The following is a 25,962-nucleotide window of genomic DNA, read 5'->3' as shown; positions in this document are numbered from 1 at the left end:
GATCAAAACCAGTTCCTGTTGGCATCCATGTGATTGTTCGCACAGCACCCAACGCGAATCTGGCCGGAACTTTCATCAGAATTTCTGCGCAGCCTCAAAGACCTGTTTGCCAAGCGGGCCAGCTTCTTCAAGGAATGCGTCATATACCGGCTGAGAAACAGCACGCCATTTGGCAAGTTCTTCCTCGGTCGGTTTATAGACATTCATGCCTGCTTCTTCGGCTGCGGCATATGCCTCGGCCTCGATGCTGCTCATGCGGTCACGAACATCTGCTTCAGCATTCATGGCGGCTGTATTGATGATGTCACGCTGCGCATCGGTCAGGCCATTCCAGAACTCGGTGTTCACAACAACGATGAACTCGATATCGGCATGGTTGGTCACCGTGATATTATCCATCACTTCCCACAACTGACGGGATTTCACCCCCGAAACACCGGTCATGCCAACATCAACGGTACCGCGCTGATAAGCGATATATTGTTCCGAACCGGAAATAAGGGTCGGTGCGCCGCCAGCAGCAACTGTGAAGTCGCCCAGGGTTTTGCCAAAGACACGAACTTTCTTGCCTTCCAGATCTTCCGGACCATGCAGCGGCGCATCATTTGACAGCAAGATCGCCCCGCCATATGCCTGCCACCACAGAACCGTTGCACCGGTTTCAGCAATCGCCGCATCAAGCGGCCCACGAACCGGGGATCCTTTGGCAACAGCCTTGCGAACTTTTTCTTCTGTATCAAACACAAACGGCTGATAGAAAATATCAACAGCCGGCACATCCCCGACATAGCGGGTCAGTGACGCAACCCCCATTTCAAGGGCACCTGACCCAACCGCGGCAGGGACTTCCTTGTCCTTGTAAAGCTGTGCTGAGTCGTAAATCTGAACTTCGATATCGCCGTTTGATTTTTCCTCGACCTCTTTTTTGAACATCAAAAGGTTCTGGCCAAGGTGGCTTTTCATCGGCAACTGCAGCGAAATGCGCAGGGTCAGGTCTGCTGCCTGCACGGCGCCTGAAAATCCGACTGCCGCCATAAGGGCTGCGGCAAGTACAAACTTCTTCATGATGGACGTCCTCCGTGAATTTTTATTTTAATTCATTGCTCAGGACGGCAAGGATGCGCTTATTTTTTGCGACCATTCAACATGTTTCAGCCTGTTTTTCGCACCTATCAAATAACCCTTAGTGCGCCGCACAAGTGCTTGAAACGTTACGAAAAAGGGGATTTGGCGGCACGCGCCAGCCATCATCGCGGCAGTGCGTCATCGGAATTCGCAATTCTCGGCATCCTATTCGCAGGTAATTTGGCATGCCAGAAAGCCCATTCTGAATACAAAAAAGAGAATCGTGTAAAGTTTCAGACAGCTAGAGCACCTTGAACATGACGGTCGTTGCACTGAGTTTGTCGGCAAACGGGTCACGGGCAAAAGCCGGGATCACACCCGCCGTTTCAAATCCGAGAGATGTGTATAAAACCTCGGCACTGTCGCCGGTTCGGGTATCAAGGGTCAGCAAGCTGCGACCCAAAGCACGTGCCTTGCCCTCTGCCGCCTGCATCAGAAGCTTTGCAATGCCACGTCGGCGACAATCCGGACGGACCATCAGTTTGCTGATGTCACCACGATGGACCTGATTGGGCATGGTGTCATAGTCAAGCTGCACCGTTCCGACCACCCGATCATCATCAAGGGCTGCAAATAATGTCCGTTTACCGCCATCCAGAGCCGGAACAATTTTATCGCACCAAAAGGCCGCGGCCTCGGATTTCGGGAAAGGTTCGATAAAACCGATGCTCGCCCCGTCATGGACACAGGCATGGAGCATATCGGCAAACTGATCGATGCGCGCTGTAACCTCATGTGCGTCAAGGGTGACAATATCCGGTGCGGCACGACGTAAATGAGCCATGGTCGTTCTTTCGCTTAGTCGATGATAAACAGGTAATATCTTGCGCCTTGGTCCGGCCCGGTTTCAAAAGTGTTGCCACCGCGCAATTGATACCGCAGGCAATCCCCGGTTTTAAGGTGGTGCGTTTGACCGTCAATCTTCATGGACAAGGCACCATCAAGCATCACCAGATGATGTTCCAAACCATCGCGTGGTGATCCACCAAATGCGATCCGCTGCCCCGGCTCAATTTCGACTTCCACCACCTCGCCCGACAATTGCTTCGACGTTGGCGACAGCAGACGACGGCGATAGCCCGTGTCAGGGTCGGTCCAGACTTCCTGATCGGCACGGCGCACAAGGGGGACAAAGTCTTCTTCGACCATTTGCATCAGGCGCGACAGGGTGACACCAAACGCCACGCACAGCTTGCCAAGCACACTGGCTGTCGGGCTGACATCACCTTTTTCGATCCGTGACAGGCTGGCACGGCTGACCGCACTTTTTTGTGCCAATTCATCAAGCGACCAACCATGTTCTGCGCGCAGGGTGGCCAAGCGACGGGCCAGCCGGTTTTCTATTTCATCCATAATCCGCACTCTAAAATCTCTATTATGAGATAATTTCTCATTTTTGGGACACCGTCAATACAGATCATCATTGCATGCAGCTTGTTGGCGCACTGCATGCTGTTCTAAATCACAAATCGGGAATGAAACCGTCCAAAATACGGGCCGCGAAAAACGCGCTCAGCTTTCGCCTTCAAGGTCAAAACCCGCCCGGGCCCAGCTTTGAATGCCACCCTTGAGGTTGCTGACATCGCAATCGACATGGGCCAGGACCGCATTGGCTGCACCAAATGACCGTTGCCCGACAGCACAGACAAAAACCAGATCAATGTCATTTTCATCGGTCAGGTCAACAAGAGCCGGGATATCGAAATTTGACGTCGGAATATTGATTGCAGTTTCAATATGACCGGCGGCAAATTCATCGGGTTCGCGCACATCAATAACGGCGACTGCCTCCTCGCCAATCAGGCGATCAAGCTCGTGAGGTTCAAGAAAGCTTACGGTTGCGTCGGTCATTTTGCAGTCCTTTGGCGTGTTGCCCTGCCCGATCCGGGCACCCCGTGATAGCGGCTAAGCCGCGTATTACGCAAATGCAAAATATTTTTGACCATGCAGGGTCATCGGGAAAGCGGCACCAAAGCTGGACAGATGGTCACTTACATGTGAACGCGAACACATAAATTTACGCTGTTCGACTTAAGCATCGTCTTGCGAAATCAGTTCGTTATTCCCACGTCTGAATAGAAGGGTAATTCACCTTGGCAGGACGAACGGTCATTCGACGTAGTGTCTGCCGCCGACATAGATGTTGTCGGCATTTTGGCCGCCGCAAAGGGGCCCAACAGAGTCTTTTTTTCAGACCGCTGAACGATGCAACCACCGCAACTGCACAAATCGATTTTTCACATGTTTGGCACGTTCCGCCAGAGATTAATCAAGAACAAAACGCCTTCATTGGCACATGCACCCGGCACCGTTCGTTAACAGGGCAGTTGCCCACACCGCCGGGACAAGGACAACCTGAAAAAGGCTGCTGCGCTGCAAAAATGCAAGAAAACAGGAAAGAAACAGGAAACGTATTTTCGACTTTACGATAACGTTTGAAAGGAGACCGCGCCATGGCTGAAGACCAGGATATCTTCGAGCTGTATGCGGAAGGCTATGACGGAAAACAGGAAACCGAACTAACCATCCGCGATTACCTTAATCTGTGTCGCGAAGACCCAACGGCCTATGCTTCTGCGGCAGAGCGCATGATTACCGCAATTGGCGAGCCAGAACTGATCGACACCTCGACAGATTCCCGTCTTGGCCGTGTTTTCCTGAACCGAACCATCAAACGTTACCCTGCCTTTGCTGACTTCTTTGGCATGGAAGAAACCATCGAACGCATCGTTGGCTTCTTTAAGTATGCCGCGCAGGGGTTGGAAGAACGCAAACAAGTTCTTTACCTGCTGGGCCCGGTCGGGGGCGGTAAAAGTTCGCTTGCCGAACGGCTGAAAGAGCTGATGGAACGCGAACCGATATACGTTCTTAAGGCTGGCGATGAAATCAGCCCGGTATTTGAAAGCCCGCTTGGCCTGTTTAACCCGGCGAAGATGGGCGATGCGATTGAAGACAAATACGGCATTCCCAAACGCCGTCTGACGGGGTTGATGTCGCCATGGGCGGTCAAACGCCTTGATGAATTCAACGGGGATTTGACCAAGTTTTCAGTGGTCAAACTGGTCCCGTCGCGCCTGCGTCAGATCGCGATTGCCAAGACCGAACCGGGCGATGAGAACAATCAGGATATCTCGTCGCTTGTGGGTAAGGTCGATATCCGCAAGCTTGAATATTTCAGCCAGAATGATCCAGATGCCTATAGCTATTCCGGTGGTTTGAACCGCGCCAATCAGGGGCTTCTTGAGTTTGTCGAGATGTTCAAGGCCCCGATCAAGATGCTTCATCCGTTGCTGACCGCAACACAGGAAAGCAACTATATCGGCACGGAAAATCTGGGCGCCATTCCGTTTCAGGGATTGATCCTGGCACATTCCAACGAAGCCGAATGGCAAACGTTTAAGGCCAACAAGAACAACGAAGCCTTCATTGACCGCATATCAGTGATCAAAGTGCCCTATTGCCTGCGGGTGACAGAGGAAACCATGATCTATGACAAGCTGTTGCAAGGGTCCGAGCTTGAACACGGGTCCTGTGCGCCGGGTACGCTTAAGATGCTGGCGCAATTCTCGGTGCTGTCGCGCCTGCAGGAACATGAAAATTCCAACCTCTATTCCAAGATGCGCGTCTATGACGGCGAAACCTTAAAGGATGTCGACCCCAAGGCGAAATCCATGCAGGAATACCGCGATACTGCCGGTGTTGACGAAGGCATGGATGGCATTTCAACCCGCTTTGCCTTCAAGGTTCTGTCGGAAACCTTCAACCATGACACACATGAAGTTGCCGCTGATCCGGTGCATCTGATGTATGTGATGGAACAGGCGATCCGGCGCGAACAATACCCGGAAGAACGCGAAAAGGCTTATATGGACTTCATCAAGTCCGAACTGGCCCCACGCTATGCCGAGTTTATTGGCGCTGAAATCCAGAAAGCCTATCTCGAAAGCTATTCCGATTACGGTCAGAACCTGTTTGATCGATACGTTGCCTATGCTGATGCATGGATCGAGGATCAGGACTTCAAGGACCCCGACACCGGTCAACTTCTTGATCGCAAGATCATTGATCAGGAACTTTCGAAAATCGAAAAACCGGCGGGCATCGCCAATCCCAAGGATTTCCGTAACGAGGTTGTCAAGTTTGCCCTGCGTGCACGCGCCAATAACAAGGGCAAGAACCCGGCATGGACATCCTATGAGAAACTCCGCGAGGTGATTGAAAAACGCATGTTCAGTCAGGTCGAAGACCTGCTGCCGGTGATTTCGTTCGGCTCGAAAAAGGACAGCGAAACCGAAAAGAAACACAATGAGTTTGTCAAACGCATGATTGATCGTAGCTATACCGAACGTCAGACCCGCCGTCTGGTCGAATGGTACATGCGTGTGAATAAGGCCGGATAGGCTCCCCCTTGTCTTTTCCGGCCCAACCGGGCGGTTCTCCCCTTGTCCGTCCGGTTCTTCTGCTCCGCAGGGTGTGGCATTTGATAGAACACTGCATGCCCTGTCAAAAGTCACACCCTGCGGATAACAACGGCCCAAGCGACCTGCACACCACGCTTTGAACCGTGCAAGGATGTGACTGCCCATGCTTTATATCGTAGATCGCCGTAAGAACCCGACCGGCAAAAGCCTTGGCAACCGGCAGCGCTTTATGCGCCGCGCAAAAGCCCAGATCAAAAAGGCGGTCGAAAATACCATTCGCTCACGCGGCATTACGGACACCACCAATGGTGATCAAATCACCATCCCCGGCAAAACGTTAAAGGAACCGGGATTTCACCATGCCGGGCGTGGCGGAAACCGCAATTATGTTCTGCCCGGAAACAAGAAATTCGTTCAGGGCGATCGCATTGCCCGCCCGCAAGGCGGGGACAGCGGGGCTGGCGGATCACAGGCAAGCCCCGATGGCGACGGCGAGGACGAATTTCAGTTCACGCTCACCCGTGATGAATTTCTTGATATCTTCTTTGAAGACCTTGAACTGCCCGACCTTTTGAAAAAAAGCCTGAAGCAAACCACGGCCTTTCGCAACGCGCGCGCCGGGTTCTCGGTCGAGGGCACACCATCAAACCTTAGCCTTGTACGCACCATGCGCAATTCACTGGCCCGGCGCATCGGGTTGCGTCGCCCGAAAACGGCTGAAGTCCGCGAACTGGAAGAAAAGATATCCGCCCTGCAGGCCAAGGCGGAAAAACGCCCGAATGGCAAATTGACCAAGGCGGATGACACGAAACTTCACACCCTTCTTGCCGATCTGGAAGAAGCCAAACGGCGCATGAAGGCGATCCCCTTCATTGACCCGATTGACACGCGCTACAACCAGTTTCAGCAAATCCCCGATCCCAACACGCAAGCTGTGATGTTTTGCCTCATGGATGTGTCGGGGTCGATGTCCGAACAGATGAAGGAACTGGCCAAGCGGTTCTTCATGTTGCTCCACCTGTTCCTGCATCGCAAATACGAGCATGTCGAAGTGGTGTTTATCCGTCATACATCGCGGGCTGCCGAAGTGGATGAAGATACCTTTTTCTATTCGCGCGAAACCGGCGGCACGATTGTTTCCACCGCACTCGAAGAAATGAAAAAGGTGCTCAAGGATCGTTATCCCACGGATCAGTGGAACATCTATGCCGCCCAGGCATCGGATGGTGACAACTATTCCAATGACGGATCAAAATGCACGGCTCTTCTCGCCGAAGACCTTCTGCCGAAATGTCAGTATTACGCTTACATCGAAATCACGGACGAGCGCGAAGCCGAAATATTCTCTGCTGCGGAAGGCGAGACGGCACTTTGGAAGGCCTATGCGCCGCTGGCATCAAACAATCCGCGTTTTGCCCTTAAGCGGGTGACCAAGGCAGCCGATATCTTCCCTGTGTTCCGGGAATTGTTCGCCAAAAACCGTGCGGAGGCCAAGGTATGAATTCCAAAACCAAATCCGCCGACACCAGAAATACGGACGACAGCAAGCTACTGTTCACCAGTGCGGACTGGGATTTCGAAACCCTGAAAGCAACCTATGACGCGATTGAAGACATCGCCATCAACGAGATGAAACTCGACGTTTATCCCAATCAGGTTGAGGTGATTACGTCCGAACAAATGCTTGATGCCTATTCATCAATCGGCATGCCGCTGATGTATCATCACTGGTCATTTGGCAAACGATTTGTCCGTGATGATGTGATGTATCGCAAAGGCTATCAGGGGTTGGCCTATGAAATTGTGATCAATTCCAACCCGTGTATTTCCTATGTGATGGAAGAAAACACCATTGTCATGCAGACATTGGTCATGGCCCATGCGGCGTTCGGTCATAACCACTTTTTCAAAAACAATTACCTGTTCAAACAATGGACCGATGCCGAAGGCATTCTTGATTACCTGCAGTTTGCCAAACGCTATATCGCCAAGTGCGAGGACCGATACGGTTTTGATGCGGTCGAGCGAATCCTTGATGCTGCGCACGCCCTGATGGATCAGGGGGTGAACCGTTATTCCCACCCGGAAAAACCCAACCTGGCGGCCGAACTTCAACGCGAACGCGAACGGGCAAAATACGAGGACGAGACCTATAACGATCTGTGGCGCACCCTGCCCCAACCCGATCAAGGTGATCAGGACATCGACGAACTAAAACGCAAAATGCGGATTGAGGAACGTCGCGCACAGTTTGGCCTGCCCGAAGAAAACCTGCTTTATTTCCTTGAAAAGAACGCCCCGTCGCTTCAGGCGTGGGAACGTGAATTGCTGCGCATCGTGCGGAACATTGGACAGTATTTCTATCCGCAGAAGCAAACCAAGGTGATGAATGAAGGCTGCGCGTGTTATGTGCATTACGCCATCATGAACAGCCTTTATGACAAGGGGTTGATTTCCGAAGGGGCGATGATGGAATTCATCGATTACCATTCGCGCGTGGTTTTTCAGGCCGAATATGATGACCCGCGCTACTCCGGTTTCAACCCCTATGCGCTTGGCTTTGCCATGATGCAGGACATCCATCGCATTTGTGTTGATCCAACGGAAGAAGACCACAAATGGTTCCCCGACATTGCCGGCAATAACGAACCGATCGAAACGCTTAAGGAAGCCTGGGCACATTATCGCGATGAAAGCTTTATCCTGCAGTTCCTGTCGCCCAAGGTTATGCGCGATATGCGGATGTTCATGATTGACGATCAAAGCACATCGCCGCATCTCGAAGTTGGGGCAATCCACAACGATAACGGCTACCGCAAAGTTCGGAGGTCACTGGCCCGAATGCACGACATTTCGGTCCGAGATCCCGACATGCAGGTGGTCGATGTCGATATTCGCGGCAACCGCCAGCTTTACATCCAGCATACCGAGCATGAAGGCATCCGCCTCGAAAAATCCGAAGCGGAAATGACTTTGGGCTATATCGGCCAACTTTGGGGATATGGCGTCACATTGCAGGCCGTAGATTACGAAAACGGCGAAATCCTGCATGAAATGAACTACAAACCCGAAGATCTTGCCGGGAACTAAATTGTGCGGCCCGACATTTGTTGGGCCCACGATCTATTGGAGGCACAGTTTCCCTCTCATCTGAAGCCCGCAGTTTTGACAATCCACTGGGCACAGATGCATTGGTTCGCACATTCGATGCGGCATCGGACTGCTGAAAACCGATGCTCACACGTTATGTCGCAAGGCTTCCAGCAAAATAACTTCCAATGCAGATTTTTCATTTCGGCTGTGAAATAGCCTTATTACGATCAAGAAATAACATTTAATAGACGCAAAGCATCAACCCATCCAACAGTCTCCGCAATCTATTCCCTTGACTTCTTGTTATGATATAACATAACAAGAAAATTCAAAATGATTGCCTTCACAAACCGGATCGAATTCATGTCATCCTTCCCTCCTTCGTTCATGCGTTTTCTTCTTGCTGCGCCGCTTATTGCAACCGTCCCGCTTTCGCTTAGCCTCAGCACACCTGCGGCAGCACATGGTGATGATGCACCCCAAGTCGTGACATCGATCAAACCGATCCACAGCATCACGAGTGCAATCATGCAGGGTGTCGGCGAGCCGGTTCTTTTGATTGACGGCGCTTCAAGCCCGCATGCCTATTCCATGCGACCGAGCGAAGCGCGCGCGCTGCGCGATGCTGATCTTGTGGTTTATGTTTCCCACGCTTTGGAAGGCTTCCTGCAAAAGCCGCTGCAAACCCTGTCAGAAGACAGCCATCAGCTTGAACTTGTTTCCTTACGCGGCCTTTCGCTGCTGGAGACGCGCGAAGGTGGCACATGGGAAGGCCACATGCATGATCACGGTGATGAAGACCATGAAGACCATGCTGGCGATGATCATGACGAGCATGGTGACCATGAAGATCACGACCATGACAGCCATGATGATCACGACCATAACGAACACGCAAATGATGAGCATGAGCATGAGCATGAACATGAAGAAGAACATGCCGGTCATGACGCACACCATGAAGAAGACCATCACGCACATGACGATGTTGATACACACATCTGGATGAACCCGGCCAACGGTGCAACCATCGCAATCGCGATTGCCGATGAACTGGCAGAAATTGATCCCGAACATGCCGCGGACTACCGCGAAAACCTGCAGACGTTACTTGCAAGCTTGGAAAAGCTTGGTAATGATCTCAGGACACAGGTTGCGCCGATCCAAAACCAGCCTTATGTCGTATTCCATGATGCGTACCAGTATCTCGAATCCGGCTTTGGCTTGAATGCAATCGGATCAATCACCGTATCGCCCGATCAAAAGCCCGGAGCAAAACGCCTTCATGAAATCGAAGAAAAAATTCGTGACACAGGCGCCGTCTGCATCTTTGCCGAACCACAATTCCGCCCGGCAATCGTCCAAGCCGTTGTCTCAGACACCGGCATTCGCACCGGGATCCTTGATCCGCTGGGCGCAAAGATTGATGCCGGGCCAAACGCCTATCAGGAAATTCTTAAGCAGAATGTTGACGCCCTTGTCGAATGCCTCGGGCAGGGTTCGTAATATTGTTTCGAGTTCGCTGGTTGCTGGTACATTGATGCTGGCAACCAGCCATTCGGCATTTGCCCATCCGCATGTCTGGATTGATGCAAATGCCGAATTTGTGTTTGAAGATGACATGATCACCGCTGTTCGTGTTCACTGGCTGTTTGATGATCTGTTCAGCATGACCATGATCGACGAATTCGACAAAAACCATGACACCCGATTCTTTGGCGCGGAAAATACCGCCGTTCATGACAATGCATTTGCGGCACTGTCCGAATTTTCATGGCTCACCCATCTCCGCCAGAATGAAGAACTGGTCACCTTTAGCAGCGCATCAGATTTCACCGCAGATATCACTGACGACCGCCGGGTCAGTTATGATTTCAAGCTGAACCTTTCGACCCCGCTGGATCCGACCAAGGATGCCATCAGCCTGTCGGTCTATGACGCGGAATATTATATCGATGTCGCCTACACGCAGGTCGATCCGGTCCTGTTTTCCGGCGCCAAGAACCTGTCCTGCCATTTCGAGATGAGCGAAGATGAAAAGAACCGCATCTATTTTGACCTTGTCGCTCCGGTCCGTGCCGATGTTGTTTGTTCCGGCAAAGTGGCAGATGGCAGCGGTTCTGGCGGCCTTGCTCCTGGTGATTTCGTTCTCGTCGACTGATCCGGCCTGGGCACAGTCATCGAACCTGCTTGGGCGCGGCACGGCTGAAAGCACAGAACCAAGCCTGGTACAGCAAAGTGACACCGAAGATGACAGTTTAATTGCCCTGCCTGACTGGCTTTCGGGTATTATTGGTCAAACGGTTATCATCCAGACCAAATTGAACCGCGAAATCACCGCAACCCTGCGCGATGCCAAAAATGGCGACAGTTTTTGGCCGGGCCTGATGATCATTGCCCTTTCTTTTGCCTATGGGGTGTTTCATGCCGCTGGTCCCGGGCATGGTAAAATGATCACGACCACCTATTTCCTGTCACGCGATGCGGGATGGAAACAGGGTGTTGCCATGGGAAGCCTGATTGCCATGGTTCAGGCCGTATCAGCAATTATCATGGTTGGTGGCCTGACCTTGGTCCTGAACCTTGGCCCGGCCGCCGTGACCAAGAACGGCCTGATCATGGAGGCTGTTTCATATGCGCTGATTGCAGTCCTTGGCGCCGTCATGGGATTGCGCATTCTGCAAGGGCGTGATGATTGTTGTGATCATCATGGACCGACACCCCACAGCCATGGCCATGATCACCATCACGACCATCATGATCATGACCATAATCACGAACACCCCACCCACTCGCCGGTTGCTCAAACCGACTGGCAGATGATCACAAGCGGCATTGTTGTTGGCTTGCGCCCCTGTACCGGATCAATCCTTGTACTGCTTTTTACGCTTGCAAACGGCATGTTTCTGATCGGGATCGGGGCAGCATTTGCCATGGCTGTTGGCGTCGCACTGACAATCAGCCTGATCGGCCTCGCAGCGATTGGTATCCGTACCGGCACACAAAATCTGTTTGGCTTTTCCGAATCTACATCCGGTACTATTCGACGCACGGTTGGCTTTGCCGGGGCTGCAACCATTACCCTGTTCGGGGTGATGTTGTTACTGGCATCTGCCCGGCAACTTGGGTGGTTGTAGAATCAGGACTTGTATTTCACCGGAATGCTTTCGGTGACTTTGATTGATGCATCCATGACCATTCTTTCCCCCCGGGGACCGACGCATATAGGGATGCACAACCAACTAGACGGGTTTGCTGACCTTATCCGGAGCATCATCAAGAACCAGTTCAAGCCGATCATCGGGATCCGCGATGTAGCGCGGCAACAGTCCCACCCCGTGTCCCGCAGCAACAAAGGTCAAAATGGTCTGGGTGTCATCAGCTGTACCCATACTGACAGTTCACGGCCCAGCTTGTTCCACAGCCAACCTTGCTGATTGTCGTCAGATGGATTGTGGTAGTTGGCACAAAATTCCCATTTTTCTTGCGGCACACGGGTCGCGGAGCCCTTTGCCGCATAAACTGCAAAGCGCAGATTCGTTCGTTTACGGGAAATCGCCCCGTCTTGATCCGGCATTGCCATCCGCACAGCAACATCTGCGTCATGAAGATGTGTTTTGGTGCCGCTGCTCAGACCTGAAACTCTTCGGCAATATTGTCGGCTGCCTTGATCAGAGCGTCCATCACAAGACGCACCCCCGGCGAGCGGCGCATGTCGGGGTGCACCAACATCCAGACACTTTCACGGCTTTGTCCATCAAGGTCTGCATGGATGAGTTCAAGTTCATCATCCTTGTCACCAAGATACCGTGGCAACACACCGACCCCATGTCCGGCCGTTATAAACTGTCGAACGGTTTCTGTTTCATCGGATCGAAAACGGCAGGGCAATTCCCTTCCTAGCACATTACGGACAAACTCGAATTTTGCAGCCCCATAAGCCGTGTCATCATAACCGCAGATTTCCCAATCCATTTCGGCAACCCGGTCGCGATAACCAACAGCACCATATAGCCCAACCCCCAACTCAACGAGCTTCCGCGTGATCAACCCCGGTTCATGCGGGGTGATCATACGCACCGCCACATCGGCTTCGCGGCGCGCAAGATTAACGATATTGGCAGCCCCAATGATTTCAAATTCAAGCCCCTTGTGCGCCTTGAGCAATCTGGCAAGACGCGGGGCAAACAACACCCGCCCTGCAACAGGTGGCACGGAAATACGCACCACCCCGTGGGCGGCTTCATCCCCCTTGGCCTGACGTTCGAAGGTCAGAGCTTCTTCTTCGACTCGTTCGGCAACAGGCACAAGATTTCGCCCCGCAGCAGTCAATTGCCAACCACGCGGCAGTCGATCAAAAAGCTTGGTTCCGAGGTCACTTTCGAGCGCCTCTACCCTACGCGCAACTGTGGTATGCTCTTTTCGCAGACGTCGCGCAGCGCCCGAAAGGCTGTTTTCCTGTGCTAGAACAAGGAAGTAGCGTAAATCATCCCAATTCATGACCCGTTCTGACTCCCTGAAAAATGGCTTCGATTTCTGTGCATTTTCGCACATTAAATATGCAAAACAACCTAATTCCCGTTTTATTTCGCATATGACATTTTCCAGAAATCGCAAGATACTCAACCGTAGATCAAAGGAGGCCATTATGGCACACACGGTTTCCGCTGCACCGCAGTTCAACGTCGCATCAGACCCGTTCACCAAGCGTATGCCGTTCGGGTCGCTTCTGAGCCAGATCGCAAGCAAGTTCACCACTGCCCGCGACAAAAAAGCCACCAGCTACGGTTGGGATTCGCTTAGCCATGCCGAACTTGCCGACCTTGGCCTGCAGCGTAAATTCAACGGTACCACCTGGTACGTTGACCGCATCTCACGCTAAGGCGTGAACGGACGCGACGCCGAGAAAGTCGCATGGACGACCCTGATTGAAAAAGGGACCCACGCGGGTCCCTTTTTTGCGTTTAGAACGGCACGGATGCAACTATCCAAGCCGGTTGGCATTCCATCATCAGGCACGAAGCGCCTTGACCTTATCCGTTGCTTCTTGTGCCAGTTGGGTGATCTTTGCCCAATCACCGGCCTTGACCGCATCCTTGGGCGCAACCCACGACCCGCCAACAGTGATGATGTTTGGCAATGCCAGATAATCCCCAAGATTGGAAAGCGATACCCCACCCGTCGGGCAGAATTGCACTTGGGGTATCGGGCCGGAAATGGCCTTGAGCATCGAAACCCCACCCTGCTGTTCTGCCGGGAAGAACTTCAAAATGTCATACCCGTGATCGATCAGGTTCATGATCTCTGACGGTGTTCCCGCGCCAGGCAGTAACGGCAATCCTGTGTCGGCTGCTGATTTCAGCAAACTTTCAGTATGACCGGGCGACACAGCAAAGGCGCAACCGATTTCGGCCATCCGTTCCATCTGCTTGGCATTAATCACAGTGCCAACACCAGTGATGGCGTCGGGAACTTCGGCGATAATGCGTTTGATGCTTTCTTCAGCCGCAGCACTGCGCAGGGTGATTTCAAGCACGGGCAAACCGCCCGCGACCAACGCCTTGGCCAATGGCACAGCGTCATTTGCGTCTTCGATCACCAGAACCGGCACCACCGGGGCTTTGGACAGAATTTCACGCGATGAAAGGCTCATAAACTCTTCCTCCAGTTTGCCGGTCAGGCCGTCAATATTTTGGCACAACCGATCAGGGCCGGGTATTTCGCCGTCATCAGGCGCACCGGCACATCATTCATTAAATCACGGAAACGGCCCTTGGCGATCATCCGCTCTTTCAGACCGCTTTGTTTCATATGGTCAGTAATGCGCGGACCAATGCCGCCACCAATAAACACACCATCAAAGGCGCCAAGTGTCAGGACAAGGTCACCGGCCACGCCGCCCAAGAACAGACAGAACCGATCCAGAACCTTAAGACACAGGGCATCATGATCCTTAAGCGCCCCGTCAACGACCTCTGCGGCCGTTTTGGGCGGGACATCAAGCCCGTCAATCGCTGCCAGTGCCCGATACAGGTTTTCGATGCCCATGCCCGAAAGCACCCGTTCGGCCGATACGCGATCAAGCTCCTTGCCCAGAAACTTGACGATCTCATAATCAAGATCATCCACCGCCGGCAACGAGACATGCCCACCTTCGCCCTGAATGGGCAACCATTTGCCTTCATGGGGTAAAAGCCCCGACACGCCAAGACCGGTTCCTGCCCCGACCACGGCCAATGGCAGGCCCGGTCGCCCCGGACCATCAAATAGCGTGATCAGGTCTTCTTGCCCCAGATAGGGTACCGACATCGCAAGACCGGTGAAGTCATTGACGACGACAAGACGATCAAGGTTGAATTCAGCCTTGAGCGCGTCCTTGGAAAACACCCACGGATTATTGGTGAATTTGACTGTATCTGCCATGGCCGGACATGCCACCGCCACAGCAAATTCACGTAAATCTGTACAATCGGTTTTGGCCATAAAATCGCGCATGGCATCACCGATTGTGTCATAGTCACGCACCGGCAATGTCATGGGTGTATGGGGATCACCGGCCGCATCCAGCCAGGCAAAGCGGGCATTGGTCCCGCCAATATCACCAACAAGCTGCATTACGCGACTTCAGCCTCCCCCGGGAAGGCAGCAGAAGCACCAAGTTCCGCCAGACCGACATGTTCGCGGAAGACACCAAACATCTCGCGGCCAAAGCCGTCCTGATGTTCGGCCTTATGGTCAAAGGTCGCAAAGTCACGTTTGGCAAGTTCTTCGTCAGTGACATTAAGCAACAATTCACCGGTTTCGGCATCAAGCCGGATGATATCGCCATCTTTGACCTTGGCGATCGGGCCGTTCATCATGCCTTCTGGCGTAACGTGAATGGCGGCAGGGACCTTGCCCGATGCGCCAGACATACGGCCATCGGTCACAAGGGCAACCTTGTACCCAAGGTCCTGAAGCACACCAAGCGGCGGGGTCAGTTTGTGCAGTTCGGGCATGCCGTTGGCTTTCGGCCCCTGGAAACGTACAACACAGATCACATCACGATGAAGCTTGCCATCCTTGAAGGCCGCCATCATTTCTTCCTGCGATGAGAACACCGCTGCCGGGGCTTCGATCACGCGGTTTTCCGGCTTCACAGCAGAAACCTTGATGACGGAACGACCAAGATTGCCCGCAAGCATCCGAAGACCACCATCGGCACTGAATGCCTTTTCTGCCGGACGCAGGATATCTTCGTCCTGACTGTCGGCTGGGGCATCTCGCCATGCAAGTTTGCCGTTATCCAGATACGGCTCGGTGCCATAGGCTGCCATGCCACCAGTATGAATGGTTTCAAGATCCGGGTGCAGAATGCCGTTTTTCAAAAGGTCCGAAATCACAAAGCCCATACCGCCTGCGGCATGGAAATGGTTCACATCGGCCTGCCCGTTCGGATAGACGCGGCACAGAAGCGGCACCAGACGCGACAATTCGTCAAAATCATCCCAGCGAAGCTCGATCCCGGCAGCACGTGCCATGGCCGGCAGATGCAGGGTATGGTTGGTTGACCCACCGGTCGCAAGCAACCCAACGATACCGTTCACAAAGGCCTTTTCATCCAGAACCTTGCCTATCGGGCGATAGTCATTGCCAAGTTTCGTAATCGCAAGTGCACGACGTGCGGCTTCTTCGGTCAGCGCATCGCGCAATTCGGTGTTCGGATTGACAAACGCCGCACCAGGCAGATGCAGCCCCATGACTTCCATCAGCATTTGGTTGGAGTTCGCCGTGCCATAGAAAGTACAGGTACCCGGGCTGTGATAAGAGGCCGTTTCGGCCTCCAGCAGTTCCTTGCGACCAACCTTGCCTTGGGCATAAAGCTGACGGATGCGGGCCTTTTCATCGTTCGGAAGACCTGATGGCATCGGCCCCGCCGGAACAAAGACAGCCGGAATATGACCATAGGACAATGCGCCCATGACAAGACCCGGAACGATTTTGTCGCACACACCAAGATACATCGCGGCATCAAACACATCATGAGACAGGGAAACCGCCGTCGACATCGCGATCACGTCACGCGAAAACAGGCTAAGCTCCATGCCCGGGCGGCCTTGGGTCACACCATCACACATGGCAGGAACACCACCGGCGACCTGTGCGGTGCCACCGGCCTCAAACACAGCCTTTTTGATACGGTCCGGATAGACACCCAGTGGCTGATGGGCCGAGAGCATATCGTTGTAGGACGTCACGATGCCAAGATTGGCACCCTCGTCACCATTGATACGTTCCTTGTCAGCAGCACTGCACCCGGCAGAGGCATGGGCAAGGTTGCCGCATGACAAGGCGGATCGATGCGGGCGATCGGATGCCGCTGCCTCGATCTTGGCAAGATATGCTTCGCGGGTTGGTTTGGAACGCTCGATAATGCGTTTTGTAATCTGTTCGATTTCACGTTTCATGGGGTTCAGCCTTTCGGGTTCTCGGCGCTCCACCACAGATCGACGGGAACGTCAGTCTGTTGCAAGATTGCGCGAACCGGCATCTCTTCGATTTCGGTGCCGTTTTTCGCGGTCTCATAGGTCGACCATTTGGACTGTCCGGTAATATGGATTCCAATATACCGGGCGTTAAGAATGGCGGGCAACGTCATGCTGATGCGCGGAACCGGGGATACGGTCGGGCGGGCAGCGGCGACGATTTCGCCATGTTCGGGATAAAGCCCCTTGCGCAGGGCTTCGGGCGTTGAGGATGGGAAAAGCGATGCCGTATGGCCGTCATCCCCCATCCCCAGAAATACGATATCAATCGGCCAATGCATTTCGGTTCGTAGACGCGCGCTCACGGTTTCGACTGCATCTTCCGGGCTGCTGTCTGATGTTTTCAGCGATACAAACCGGGCGTTCTGCGCCTCGTTGATAAACAGATGGTCACGAACCAGCTTTTCATTGGACTGATCATCATCAAGCCCGACCCAGCGATCATCGCCAAGGGTGACAACCACTTTTGACCAATCAAGGCGGGCTTTGGAAAGTGTTTCAAACAGCGGCTTTGGGAAACGTCCACCGGCAACAGCAATGCTGGCGTGGCCGCGGGTTGCAATGGCGAATTCCAGACGATCAATGGTTTCCTTGACCATTGCCGCAAGCATTTCATCGCCGCTTTTAAAGGTGCGTTCGTTTGTCATGTCTTCTTCCCGACGTTGGGATAATCCTGCAAGTGTGATGGCCCCGCCCGATAGATGACCAAAGGCCAGGCTCGCACAATCCTAGAACCCGGCTTCTTCGTTCCAGGTCCGGCCATCGCGTTCAATCAATGCAATGGCAGCTGATGGCCCCCACGTTCCGGCGGTATATCCCTTGGGCGTGATATGGTTATTGTGCCACGCTTCCTGAATGGCATCGACCCACTGCCAGGCAATGTCCTGTTCATCACGACGGACGAACAGCGTGTTATTGCCATCAATCGCATCAAGCAGCAGGCGCTCATATGCATCCGGGCTACGCCCGCCAAATGCCTCAGCAAAGGACAGGTTAAGAGCCGTCGGACGCAACCGCACAAGACCCGGTCCCGGGTTCTTGTTGTTGAGAACAAGATGGATACCGTCATCAGGCTGCAAACGTAGAACCAGTTTGTTGGCCTGATAGTTGGTCATGGATTTTGCCAGCGGGAAAATCTGGTGCGGGACGTCACGGAACTGAATAACGATTTCCGAATGACGCTTCGGCAGACGTTTGCCCGTGCGCAGATAAAACGGAACCCCGGACCAGCGCCAGTTATCAAGCTCGGCCCGGATCGCGACGAAAGTTTCGGTGGTGCTATCGGTATTGGCACCTTCTTCTTCAAGATAACCCGGCACTTCCTTGCCACCCACAGCACCCTTGCGGTACTGGCCGCGCACAGTGGAACTGTCGATATTGCTGTCATTGATCGGCTGAAGCGCCTTGAGCACTTTTACCTTCTCATCGCGGACTGCATCCTGATCAAGCACATAGGGCGGTTCCATCGCAACAAGACACAGAAGCTGCAACATATGGTTCTGTACCATGTCGCGCATGGCGCCTGCGTCATCGTAATAGGACCAGCGCCCTTCAACACCGACCTCTTCGCCGACGGTGATCTGCACATGGTCAATATGCGCACTGTTCCAGAGCGGCTCGAACATCGCATTGGCAAAGCGCAGGATCATAAGATTCTGCACCGTTTCCTTGCCAAGATAATGGTCGATACGGAAAATCTGGTTTTCCTCAAACACCTCGCCGATCTGACCGTTGATTTCACGGCAGCTATCAAGATCGTGGCCCAGCGGTTTTTCAAGTACGACACGGGAATTCGGTGTAACCAGACCCGCTTTTTTCAGGTTAAAGGCCATGTCGGCAAACAGGGCCGGGCTGGTGGAGAAATAATAAACCCGGTCACGATCAGGTTGATCGGACAATTTTTCATGCAAAAGCTTGAAACCGGCTTCGTCGCCGGCGGAAACCTGTACATAGGCGATGCGGCTGGCAAATTTCGTCCAGGTCTCTGCATCAAATTCGCCTTCGGGAATGAATTTCTTCCCGGCTTCTTGCAATTTATCCCGGAATGCGTCGTCGCTATGTTCGCTACGCGATGCGCCAAAGATACGGGTTTCATCGTCGAAACGCCCGGTGCGTTCCATTTCATAAAGTGCGGGAAAAAGTTTCCGTAACGCCAGATCTCCGGTCCCACCGAAAATCACGATATCCGCGATACGATGCTTTAGCCTTTGTTTCATTATGCCCTTAGCCTTCCAACGTTTCCTTCCCGTCGCCAAGGTGGGACCCCGGATCTTGCGATCCTGGCAGACAATCGGGGCACGGCGCTGTGCCGTGGTGGCAAGTCCGGCCTTTCCGGAAGTGCCTCTATTCTGTCATCTGATCAATTCATGGCAATCAATCAAGATGACTTTGATCTGTCGCCCCTTTTGGGGATGACCGAAATGACTTCCCGCCAGAGCGGATCAATCATTTGGTATGTTTAACGACCAAAGCCGTAATCTACTGCCTTGCTGTGTCCTGATCAGCACGGCAAAAATCACAACCAGTTCGCGCACTGTTACACGATCCAAGGGGTCAAGACCACTGCGATCACGCGCGAAAATCGACGTTTTACCGAAATCCGGTTTAAGCGTAACAGTTTATTGCAAAACACCCCTGCGCACGACCGGATTTCCTTTTATTCTAGGCCACTTGAAGCAACGTGCAACAGTTTGATTGTGCGCAGACTGGTCCGGCTTTGGTCAAAAGAACTTCCGATGACACTTGGACGTACAAAATGTGTTTCGAAACCCGATGAAAACAGCCCCCCGACAACAGCAGGATTTACACCGCCCCGCCCTTATTCACCCTTATTCACCCGTTCCGGGTTTCCGCAACTCGAACCCAAATAAGCTTATTTTGGCTCAAGACTCGTAAGGAATCGCCATTTTCCGCGGCCGCCCGCACAGCAGGCATACATGAAAAACACCCGAATGTTCTAATCAAGTCATAAAATGAGAACATTTGAGAACATGATTTTTGTATTTAATTTCAAACGAATAAACAAGATTATCCAATTTTGTTCCAATTTTGTTCTTGCGGGAACAAAATCAGAACAGTATGGTTTCCTCAGACAGATTGAGGAGGACAAACCATGCTGAAACTGATCGAGAACCCGACCCGCTTAAACGAGCTTTGCAGCACTGTTGCAGTTGTCGGCAGCACAGGATTTTTCCTGTTCGTGATCGGGATTGGCATGGCGCAAACCCTTCGCGGTCTTGTCTGAGAAGTTCCCAACATACGTTATCTAAATCTGTGAGGCCCGGATCATAAGCCACCAAGCTTTTGTCCATCTCGGGCGTCTGACCGGCAGGCTACCCCGCACCCAAACCCTGTCCCGCCTGTCGGTCAGACCTTCCCTTTCGCCCGGTCTTCCCAAACCGGCCTCATGGACCGCAATAATGATCTCCGCATACTCCGCGTATTTGACGTCGCTATCTCCCCGATAGCGGCGTCTTTTTTCTCGGTGGACTTCAGATTGATGGCACCTGTAGCCACGTGCAAAAACCGCGATTCTTTCTGGCACACCTCAAAACAGGCACAGCACGACAAAGCGAGATCATTTCAAGCTTGAAACACTTGTTGCAACGCAACAACTTACGCTGCGTTGCAAAATTTCACTCGACATGGGGGCAATTTTTCGTTTGAATCAGTGTGAAAAACGATAATTTGGAATTTCATCATACTTAATGGCTATTGCAAGTAAGCTCAACTAACGTAGGCTTCAAAGCAATTATTTGGATTTCTGAACACGAAGCACCAGCCAAATGCTGCTGCGCAATCAGAACGGGACAAGGTTATCCCGGTCCATAACCAGAAAAGCCAGAACGTGTTTCGCAAAAGCAGCGCACGCAAAGATCAGGATGAAATGCCGTAACCAGCGGTGAATTGGCGTCAAGATGCCCATCACCCGGGAGTGAGAACAAATGCTGTATCACCTATATGAATTGCAGCACGCCACGATCAGCCCGCTTCGGATGGCCGCGGATGCCAGCAAGAAGTGGCTGCGCAATCCTGCCAACCCGATGTCCTATACCCATCAGGGTCGGGCAGCGGCAGCAGCATGTGACGTGTTTACCCATATTACCCATCGTTACGGCAAACCTGAATTCGGCCTTGATTCGACCGTGATCAACGGTGAAACCGTGCCGATTACCGAAGAAGTCGTTCACAGCGAGCCGTTTTGCAACCTTCTGCATTTCAAGCGCGAGACCGGCCATCTCAAGACGCAGCCCGATGACCCGCGCCTGTTGATCGTTGCCCCACTGTCGGGCCACTTTTCGACCCTTCTGCGCGGTACGGTCGAAGCGTTGCTGCCAGATCATGACGTCTATATTACCGACTGGACGGATGCCCGTCTGGTGCCGGTCCATCTTGGTCATTTCGATCTTGATAGCTATATCGACTATCTGATGCGTTTCCTGCGCAAGCTTGGCCCTAACACCCACATGATGGCGGTATGCCAGCCATCTGTTCCGGTGGTGGCTGCCGCATCCCTGATGGCAGCAGGCAATGAGACCTGCCAACCTGCCTCGATGACGCTGATGGGCGGCCCGATTGATACCCGCGAAAACCCGACCGACGTCAATAAATTCGCCAAACAGCACAGTCTGGACTGGTTTGAACGCCATGTGATTTCGCATGTTCCGCTGCCCCATGCCGGGGTGATGCGACGTGTGTATCCGGGCTTCATGCAGCTTGCCGGGTTCATGAGCATGAACTGGGACCGTCACGTTTCCGCCCACCATGACATGTTCCTGCATCTGGTCGAAGGCGACGGTGAAAGCGCGGACGCCAAGCGTAATTTCTATCATGAATATCTTGCTGTCATGGACATGACAGCGGAATTCTATCTGCAAACACTAAAATCCGTGTTCCATGAACACAGCCTGCCCGAGGGCACCATGCGCTGGCAGGGCATTCCGGTCGAACCATCCGCCATCACCAAAACCGCCCTGCTCACCGTTGAGGGCGAACGTGATGACATTACCGGCATGGGGCAAACCCGGGCCGCGCACAAACTGACCACCAACCTGCCAGACAATATGCGTATGCATCATATTCAGCAGGGCGTTGGTCATTATGGCGTGTTTAACGGGCGTCGCTGGCGCGAACAGATCAGCCCGCGGATCAAGGAATTCATCCGGCGCCACGATCAAGAAGGCAAAGGTGCAAGGAGTGCACCGGATATCACACGGATTAACGCCGCCGAATAATCCGCAACTTGCATTAAAAGCCGCCCGTTTAACGAGGCGGCTTTTTTCTTGTCACACCCGCATTGACAGTTAATGCAGACGCACCACATACCTGCCTCTTGGAATGACCGTTCCGAGACCAACCATCCCTTCCGGTGCGCTCGACACGGGCACCGTTTGCCGCATTACTCATAACTCACATGACGCGCCCCTGCCGGAGCCTGACTTATGGAAATACTGTCCTCTGCCTTTGTCTATCTTGTAGCTGCGGTCATTGCTGTTCCAATCGCGCAGCGCCTTGGGCTGGGGTCAGTTCTTGGTTATCTGATTGCCGGGGTCGTGATCGGGCCGGCGCTTGGCATTGTCGGGGCAGAAACCACCGAACTGCAGCATTTTGCAGAATTCGGTGTGGTCATGATGCTGTTTCTTGTCGGGCTTGAATTACGCCCCTCGATGCTTTGGGCAATGCGGGGGCAGCTTATCGGTCTTGGCGGGGCGCAGGTTGTTGCCACCACCTTTTTAATTGCCGCAGCTGGATATGGGTTTGGCTTGCCCTGGCAGCAAGCGGTTGCCATCGGCATGGTTCTTGCGCTGTCATCAACGGCCATTGTCTTGCAAACGCTTGGCGAAAAAGGCTGGCTTGGCACCGTTGGGGGCAAAAGCATCTTTTCCGTTCTGTTGACCCAGGATGTCGCCGTTATCCCGATGCTAGCCATCATACCGCTTTTGATCATTTCCGGCACGGGCGGGGATGTCGAACAAGCATCGGCACATAGCGCCATTTTACTTGATATCGTCCCGGACTGGGCTGAACCGTTGGTAACTGTCGGGGCAATTGCCTTGATCATTATCGGCGGACGGTATCTGATACGCCCGGTTTTTCGCTTTATCGCGGCCTCCCGCCTGCGCGAGATATTTACCGCCAGTGCCTTGTTGCTTGTGATCGGAACAGCTTTGCTGATGGATGCCATCGGCCTTAGCCCGGCACTGGGAACGTTTCTGGCCGGAGTTGTTTTATCTGATAGCGAATATCGTCACGAACTTGAAAACGATATCGAACCATTCAAGGGATTGTTGCTGGGCCTGTTCTTCCTGACTGTCGGGGCCAGCATTGATTTCAACCTGTTGTTTGATCAACCGGCAATGTTGCTGGCACTTGCCGTTGGCATCATGCTGATCAAGGCCGTTGTTCTGTTTGTGATCGCAAGCTGCGTTCGCATGTGTGGCGTTGATCGCATGCTGTTTACGGTCGGCCTGGCCCAGGCCGGTGAATTTGCCTTTGTTCTGTTTGGCATTGCTCTTGGCGTTGGTGTTTTACCGATCGAGCTTGTCCAGAAACTTACCCTTGCGGTTGCCTTGACGATGGTCCTCACACCCGCGGCCTTCATCCTGCACGAAAGACTTCTGGCGCCACGTCTGATCAAAGATACCTCACGCGAAGCAGATGAAATTGATCAAACCGGTTCAATCGTGGTTGCCGGGATTGGCCGTTTTGGCCAGATCGTCACCCGACTTTTAACCACCAGCGGATATCAGGTGGTGGTCCTTGACCATGACCCGCAGGTGATTGAAAACCTTGGCCGGATCGGATTTCGTGGGTTTTATGGGGATGCGACGCGACCGGATCTTTTGCACAATACCGGTATTGAACAGGCAAAACTGTTTGTTGCCGCCATCGACGACCGCGAAAAGCTCACAGCCCTTGTTGCCCATGTCGCATCACACTATCCCAATGTGCGCATTCTCGCCCGTGCCATTGACCGCCACCATGTGTACGAACTTGAAAATGCCGGGGCGCATTTCGTCGAACGTGAAACGTTTGAAAGTGCACTGAACCTTGGGCGTGATGCGCTGATTGAACTCGGCCTTTCAAGCGCACGGGCCGAACGCAAAAAGACCGCGTTTCGCAAACATGATTTCGAAACGCTTGAAAAACTTCGCGCACAATGGAACGCAAACGGAATTGATAAAGGCTATATCGACACCATGCGAGCCCAGAATGAAACGCTGTTTGAAATCATGCGTGATGAACATGAAGAACAAAACGATGCGGGTGCAAAAACCGCGACACCAGATGCCGCCCCCTGACGCTGATCCCGGTCTGGCTTCTGATTAAACTCTTGGGTTCGCACCTTTTTGCGGTTTTGAACCACACCCTGATTTTTGCCGTAAGATGTTAAAACCACAAACAAAGGTGCATCTTATGGCAGATTTCCCGAAAGCGAACTGGCACAGCATGCCAAACGACGGGATCGCCATCGTGATTGGCGCGACCGGCGGCATCGGCAAGGCCTTTATCACCCACCTGACAACATCGGGGCATTTTGCGAAAATCCTGCAATATGCCCGCACAACCACATCGGCACTCGATTTGACAAAACCCGGAACCATTGCAACCTGTGCAGATCACGCAAAACAACAGGCACAGCAATCTGGCCGCGACATTCGATTGATCATTGATGCAACCGGCTATCTGCATGACGATGCGTTTCTGCCGGAAAAATCCCTGCGCCAGATTGACCCCGACTACATGGCAAAGCAGTTTCAGATCAATGCCATCGGCCCGGCCCTTTTGATGAAACATTTCTGTCCGCTGTTACCACGGTCTGGCAAATCGGTTTTTGCGACCTTGTCAGCCAAGGTCGGCAGCATTGGTGATAATCGCATGGGCGGGTGGTATGGTTATCGCGCGGCCAAGGCGGCGCTTAACCAGCTTGTGAAATGCGCGGCGATTGAAATCGGACGCAGCAAACGCGAAGCAGTCTGTGTTGCCCTGCATCCGGGTACGGTGGACACCGGACTTTCCGGCCCATTCGCCAAAGCCGGACTTAGGGTTCAAAGCCCGCTTGAGGCCACGGCCAATATGCTGTCTGTGCTTGATCAGCTCAGTGCAGAAAATTCCGGCGGGTTTTATAGTTATGATGGTAAGGCGCTACCTTGGTAACGGGATTATTTGCCAAACAGCCCGTTCAGAAGCGCATGCTGTAGCAAGATGACTGTTTTGGCATCACGAATGCGCCCATCCGCCATCATCGCAAGAACATCGGCAAAGCCAACTTCCAGAACGTCGATGTCTTCGCCTTCGTGATGCAGACCACCGCCCTCACCTTCGCGGTGATCGCGGGTTACTTCGGCCACAAACAGATGCAGGCGTTCGGTCACCGATCCCGGGCTCATGAACAGGTCAAACACCTCACGCGGTTTGCCAATTTTATAACCGGTTTCTTCTTCGACCTCGGCAATCACGGCCGCCGCCGGATCGCGGTCATCAAGCAACCCCGCAGGCACTTCAATCAACATGCCGTCTTCATTGCCATTCACAAAGGAAGGCAACCGGAACTGACGGGTCAGAATGACAGTCCGATCGGTCGGGTTATAAAGCAAAATGCCTGCCCCATTGCCCCGTTCATAGGTTTCACGGGTTTGATGCTGCCATGATCCATCAGACCGTTTCAGATCGAAACTGACCCGATAAAGCCGATACCAATCGTCGGACAGGCAATCGATATCACCGACCCGCACATGTTCCGCTTTGGGAATTGACCAACCTTTGGGAAGTTCTGACACAATGGTTTTCCTTTGGCC

The 25,962-nt window shown here is 53.1% G+C and carries 23 protein-coding genes; 11 read left to right on the top strand and 12 right to left on the bottom strand.

Annotated elements, in window-relative coordinates; genetic code table 11:
* Positions 1-75: 75 nt before the first annotated feature.
* The 4 genes from JF44_RS0113095 to JF44_RS0113080 form a co-directional block, all read right to left on the bottom strand.
* Positions 76-1,065: a TRAP transporter substrate-binding protein gene (locus JF44_RS0113095; protein ID WP_033069422.1), complete on the bottom strand. Its 990-nt coding sequence runs from the start codon at positions 1,063-1,065 to the stop codon at positions 76-78.
* A 301-nt stretch (positions 1,066-1,366) separates the two neighbouring features.
* A complete protein-coding gene (locus JF44_RS0113090) occupies positions 1,367-1,909 on the bottom strand; it encodes a GNAT family N-acetyltransferase (protein ID WP_033069421.1) in 543 nt (180 codons plus the stop codon).
* Between the two features lie 14 nt (positions 1,910-1,923).
* Positions 1,924-2,478, bottom strand: a complete 555-nt coding sequence (locus JF44_RS0113085; RefSeq protein ID WP_033069420.1) for a helix-turn-helix domain-containing protein — start codon at positions 2,476-2,478, stop codon at positions 1,924-1,926.
* A gap of 159 nt (positions 2,479-2,637) precedes the next feature.
* A complete protein-coding gene (locus JF44_RS0113080; RefSeq protein ID WP_033069419.1) occupies positions 2,638-2,976 on the bottom strand; it encodes a rhodanese-like domain-containing protein in 339 nt (112 codons plus the stop codon).
* 602 nt (positions 2,977-3,578) lie between these two features.
* Between JF44_RS0113080 and JF44_RS0113075 the strand changes: the two genes are divergently transcribed.
* The 6 genes from JF44_RS0113075 (at position 3,579) to JF44_RS0113050 (ending at position 11,776) form a co-directional block, all read left to right on the top strand.
* A complete protein-coding gene (locus JF44_RS0113075; RefSeq protein ID WP_033069418.1) occupies positions 3,579-5,525 on the top strand; it encodes a PrkA family serine protein kinase in 1,947 nt (648 codons plus the stop codon).
* 184 nt (positions 5,526-5,709) lie between these two features.
* The gene (locus JF44_RS0113070) at positions 5,710-7,047 is read left to right on the top strand and encodes a YeaH/YhbH family protein (protein ID WP_033069417.1); all 1,338 of its coding nucleotides are present in this window, start codon (positions 5,710-5,712) and stop codon (positions 7,045-7,047) included.
* A complete protein-coding gene (locus JF44_RS0113065; RefSeq protein ID WP_052065878.1) occupies positions 7,044-8,636 on the top strand; it encodes a SpoVR family protein in 1,593 nt (530 codons plus the stop codon). Before JF44_RS0113070 ends, JF44_RS0113065 begins: the two co-directional genes overlap by 4 nt.
* 336 nt (positions 8,637-8,972) lie before the next feature.
* A complete protein-coding gene (locus tag JF44_RS0113060; protein ID WP_238318447.1) occupies positions 8,973-10,145 on the top strand; it encodes a zinc ABC transporter substrate-binding protein in 1,173 nt (390 codons plus the stop codon).
* Positions 10,105-10,800, top strand: a complete 696-nt coding sequence (locus JF44_RS0113055) for a DUF1007 family protein (protein ID WP_033069416.1) — start codon at positions 10,105-10,107, stop codon at positions 10,798-10,800. The genes JF44_RS0113060 and JF44_RS0113055 overlap by 41 nt, the downstream gene beginning before the upstream one ends.
* The gene (locus tag JF44_RS0113050) at positions 10,721-11,776 is read left to right on the top strand and encodes a nickel/cobalt transporter (RefSeq protein ID WP_238318449.1); all 1,056 of its coding nucleotides are present in this window, start codon (positions 10,721-10,723) and stop codon (positions 11,774-11,776) included. The genes JF44_RS0113055 and JF44_RS0113050 overlap by 80 nt, the downstream gene beginning before the upstream one ends.
* Positions 11,777-11,881: 105 nt before the next feature.
* Here JF44_RS0113050 and JF44_RS20195 read toward each other — a convergent pair whose 3' ends face one another.
* Positions 11,882-12,031 carry a LysR substrate-binding domain-containing protein gene (locus JF44_RS20195; protein WP_081944446.1) on the bottom strand — a complete coding sequence of 50 codons (150 nt, stop codon included), beginning with the start codon at positions 12,029-12,031 and terminating at the stop codon, positions 11,882-11,884.
* A 238-nt stretch (positions 12,032-12,269) separates the two neighbouring features.
* Positions 12,270-13,139 carry a LysR family transcriptional regulator gene (locus tag JF44_RS0113040; RefSeq protein WP_033069414.1) on the bottom strand — a complete coding sequence of 290 codons (870 nt, stop codon included), beginning with the start codon at positions 13,137-13,139 and terminating at the stop codon, positions 12,270-12,272.
* A gap of 148 nt (positions 13,140-13,287) precedes the next feature.
* On the opposite strand from JF44_RS0113040, the gene JF44_RS20355 reads away from it, so the two are divergent.
* Positions 13,288-13,521, top strand: a complete 234-nt coding sequence (locus JF44_RS20355) for a hypothetical protein (RefSeq protein WP_156111686.1) — start codon at positions 13,288-13,290, stop codon at positions 13,519-13,521.
* 129 nt (positions 13,522-13,650) lie between these two features.
* On the opposite strand, the gene JF44_RS0113030 is transcribed toward JF44_RS20355, so the two are convergent.
* The 5 genes from JF44_RS0113030 to zwf form a co-directional block, all read right to left on the bottom strand.
* Entirely contained in the window at positions 13,651-14,292 is a 642-nt protein-coding gene (locus tag JF44_RS0113030) for a bifunctional 4-hydroxy-2-oxoglutarate aldolase/2-dehydro-3-deoxy-phosphogluconate aldolase (protein ID WP_033069412.1), read from the bottom strand.
* 23 nt (positions 14,293-14,315) lie between these two features.
* Positions 14,316-15,254 (bottom strand): glucokinase, encoded by a 939-nt coding sequence (glk, locus tag JF44_RS0113025; protein WP_033069411.1) that lies wholly within the window; start codon positions 15,252-15,254, stop codon positions 14,316-14,318.
* Positions 15,254-17,086, bottom strand: a complete 1,833-nt coding sequence (gene edd / locus JF44_RS0113020) for a phosphogluconate dehydratase (RefSeq protein WP_033069410.1) — start codon at positions 17,084-17,086, stop codon at positions 15,254-15,256. Before edd ends, glk begins: the two co-directional genes overlap by 1 nt.
* Before the next feature lie 5 nt (positions 17,087-17,091).
* Complete coding sequence (pgl, locus tag JF44_RS0113015; RefSeq protein ID WP_033069409.1) at positions 17,092-17,811, bottom strand: 6-phosphogluconolactonase; 720 nt, start codon at positions 17,809-17,811, stop codon at positions 17,092-17,094.
* Between the two features lie 81 nt (positions 17,812-17,892).
* Positions 17,893-19,380 carry a glucose-6-phosphate dehydrogenase gene (zwf, locus tag JF44_RS0113010; protein ID WP_033069408.1) on the bottom strand — a complete coding sequence of 496 codons (1,488 nt, stop codon included), beginning with the start codon at positions 19,378-19,380 and terminating at the stop codon, positions 17,893-17,895.
* An 896-nt stretch (positions 19,381-20,276) separates the two neighbouring features.
* Between zwf and JF44_RS20650 the strand changes: the two genes are divergently transcribed.
* The 4 genes from JF44_RS20650 (at position 20,277) to JF44_RS0112990 (ending at position 25,321) form a co-directional block, all read left to right on the top strand.
* Positions 20,277-20,408 carry a hypothetical protein gene (locus JF44_RS20650; RefSeq protein WP_272945640.1) on the top strand — a complete coding sequence of 44 codons (132 nt, stop codon included), beginning with the start codon at positions 20,277-20,279 and terminating at the stop codon, positions 20,406-20,408.
* Positions 20,409-21,108: 700 nt separating this feature from the next.
* Positions 21,109-22,398, top strand: coding sequence for a polyhydroxyalkanoate depolymerase (locus JF44_RS0113000; protein ID WP_033069406.1), 1,290 nt, complete (start codon positions 21,109-21,111; stop codon positions 22,396-22,398).
* A 207-nt stretch (positions 22,399-22,605) separates the two neighbouring features.
* Positions 22,606-24,465: a monovalent cation:proton antiporter-2 (CPA2) family protein gene (locus tag JF44_RS0112995; RefSeq protein WP_052065876.1), complete on the top strand. Its 1,860-nt coding sequence runs from the start codon at positions 22,606-22,608 to the stop codon at positions 24,463-24,465.
* Between the two features lie 115 nt (positions 24,466-24,580).
* Positions 24,581-25,321, top strand: a complete 741-nt coding sequence (locus JF44_RS0112990) for an SDR family oxidoreductase (protein ID WP_202901511.1) — start codon at positions 24,581-24,583, stop codon at positions 25,319-25,321.
* Between the two features lie 5 nt (positions 25,322-25,326).
* On the opposite strand, the gene JF44_RS0112985 is transcribed toward JF44_RS0112990, so the two are convergent.
* The gene (locus tag JF44_RS0112985) at positions 25,327-25,944 is read right to left on the bottom strand and encodes an NUDIX domain-containing protein (protein WP_081944445.1); all 618 of its coding nucleotides are present in this window, start codon (positions 25,942-25,944) and stop codon (positions 25,327-25,329) included.
* Between the last annotated feature and the right edge of the window lie 18 nt (positions 25,945-25,962).

The sequence above is a fragment of the Thalassospira australica genome (genome assembly GCF_000763295.1).
Taxonomy (GTDB): Bacteria; Pseudomonadota; Alphaproteobacteria; order Rhodospirillales; family Thalassospiraceae; genus Thalassospira; species Thalassospira australica.
This window is presented reverse-complemented; position numbering and strand designations above follow the sequence as displayed.

What these genes read in the sequence shown, in the direction of transcription:
- glk (WP_033069411.1), bottom strand. Translation starts at nt 15,254, where the DNA reads ATGCAGCTTGTTGGTGATATTGGCGGGACCAATGCCCGCTTTGCCTGG.
- edd (WP_033069410.1), bottom strand. Translation starts at nt 17,086, where the DNA reads ATGAAACGTGAAATCGAACAGATTACAAAACGCATTATCGAGCGTTCC.
- JF44_RS0113070 (WP_033069417.1), top strand. Translation starts at nt 5,710, where the DNA reads ATGCTTTATATCGTAGATCGCCGTAAGAACCCGACCGGCAAAAGCCTT.
- JF44_RS0113065 (WP_052065878.1), top strand. Translation starts at nt 7,044, where the DNA reads ATGAATTCCAAAACCAAATCCGCCGACACCAGAAATACGGACGACAGC.
- JF44_RS0113080 (WP_033069419.1), bottom strand. Translation starts at nt 2,976, where the DNA reads ATGACCGACGCAACCGTAAGCTTTCTTGAACCTCACGAGCTTGATCGC.
- JF44_RS0113060 (WP_238318447.1), top strand. Translation starts at nt 8,973, where the DNA reads ATGATTGCCTTCACAAACCGGATCGAATTCATGTCATCCTTCCCTCCT.
- JF44_RS0113000 (WP_033069406.1), top strand. Translation starts at nt 21,109, where the DNA reads ATGCTGTATCACCTATATGAATTGCAGCACGCCACGATCAGCCCGCTT.
- JF44_RS0112995 (WP_052065876.1), top strand. Translation starts at nt 22,606, where the DNA reads ATGGAAATACTGTCCTCTGCCTTTGTCTATCTTGTAGCTGCGGTCATT.
- JF44_RS20355 (WP_156111686.1), top strand. Translation starts at nt 13,288, where the DNA reads ATGGCACACACGGTTTCCGCTGCACCGCAGTTCAACGTCGCATCAGAC.
- JF44_RS20650 (WP_272945640.1), top strand. Translation starts at nt 20,277, where the DNA reads ATGCTGAAACTGATCGAGAACCCGACCCGCTTAAACGAGCTTTGCAGC.
- JF44_RS0113055 (WP_033069416.1), top strand. Translation starts at nt 10,105, where the DNA reads ATGTTGACGCCCTTGTCGAATGCCTCGGGCAGGGTTCGTAATATTGTT.
- JF44_RS0113095 (WP_033069422.1), bottom strand. Translation starts at nt 1,065, where the DNA reads ATGAAGAAGTTTGTACTTGCCGCAGCCCTTATGGCGGCAGTCGGATTT.
- JF44_RS0113030 (WP_033069412.1), bottom strand. Translation starts at nt 14,292, where the DNA reads ATGAGCCTTTCATCGCGTGAAATTCTGTCCAAAGCCCCGGTGGTGCCG.
- JF44_RS0113085 (WP_033069420.1), bottom strand. Translation starts at nt 2,478, where the DNA reads ATGGATGAAATAGAAAACCGGCTGGCCCGTCGCTTGGCCACCCTGCGC.
- JF44_RS0113090 (WP_033069421.1), bottom strand. Translation starts at nt 1,909, where the DNA reads ATGGCTCATTTACGTCGTGCCGCACCGGATATTGTCACCCTTGACGCA.
- JF44_RS0113075 (WP_033069418.1), top strand. Translation starts at nt 3,579, where the DNA reads ATGGCTGAAGACCAGGATATCTTCGAGCTGTATGCGGAAGGCTATGAC.
- zwf (WP_033069408.1), bottom strand. Translation starts at nt 19,380, where the DNA reads ATGAAACAAAGGCTAAAGCATCGTATCGCGGATATCGTGATTTTCGGT.
- JF44_RS0113040 (WP_033069414.1), bottom strand. Translation starts at nt 13,139, where the DNA reads ATGAATTGGGATGATTTACGCTACTTCCTTGTTCTAGCACAGGAAAAC.
- JF44_RS20195 (WP_081944446.1), bottom strand. Translation starts at nt 12,031, where the DNA reads ATGGGTACAGCTGATGACACCCAGACCATTTTGACCTTTGTTGCTGCG.
- JF44_RS0112990 (WP_202901511.1), top strand. Translation starts at nt 24,581, where the DNA reads ATGGCAGATTTCCCGAAAGCGAACTGGCACAGCATGCCAAACGACGGG.
- pgl (WP_033069409.1), bottom strand. Translation starts at nt 17,811, where the DNA reads ATGACAAACGAACGCACCTTTAAAAGCGGCGATGAAATGCTTGCGGCA.
- JF44_RS0113050 (WP_238318449.1), top strand. Translation starts at nt 10,721, where the DNA reads ATGTTGTTTGTTCCGGCAAAGTGGCAGATGGCAGCGGTTCTGGCGGCC.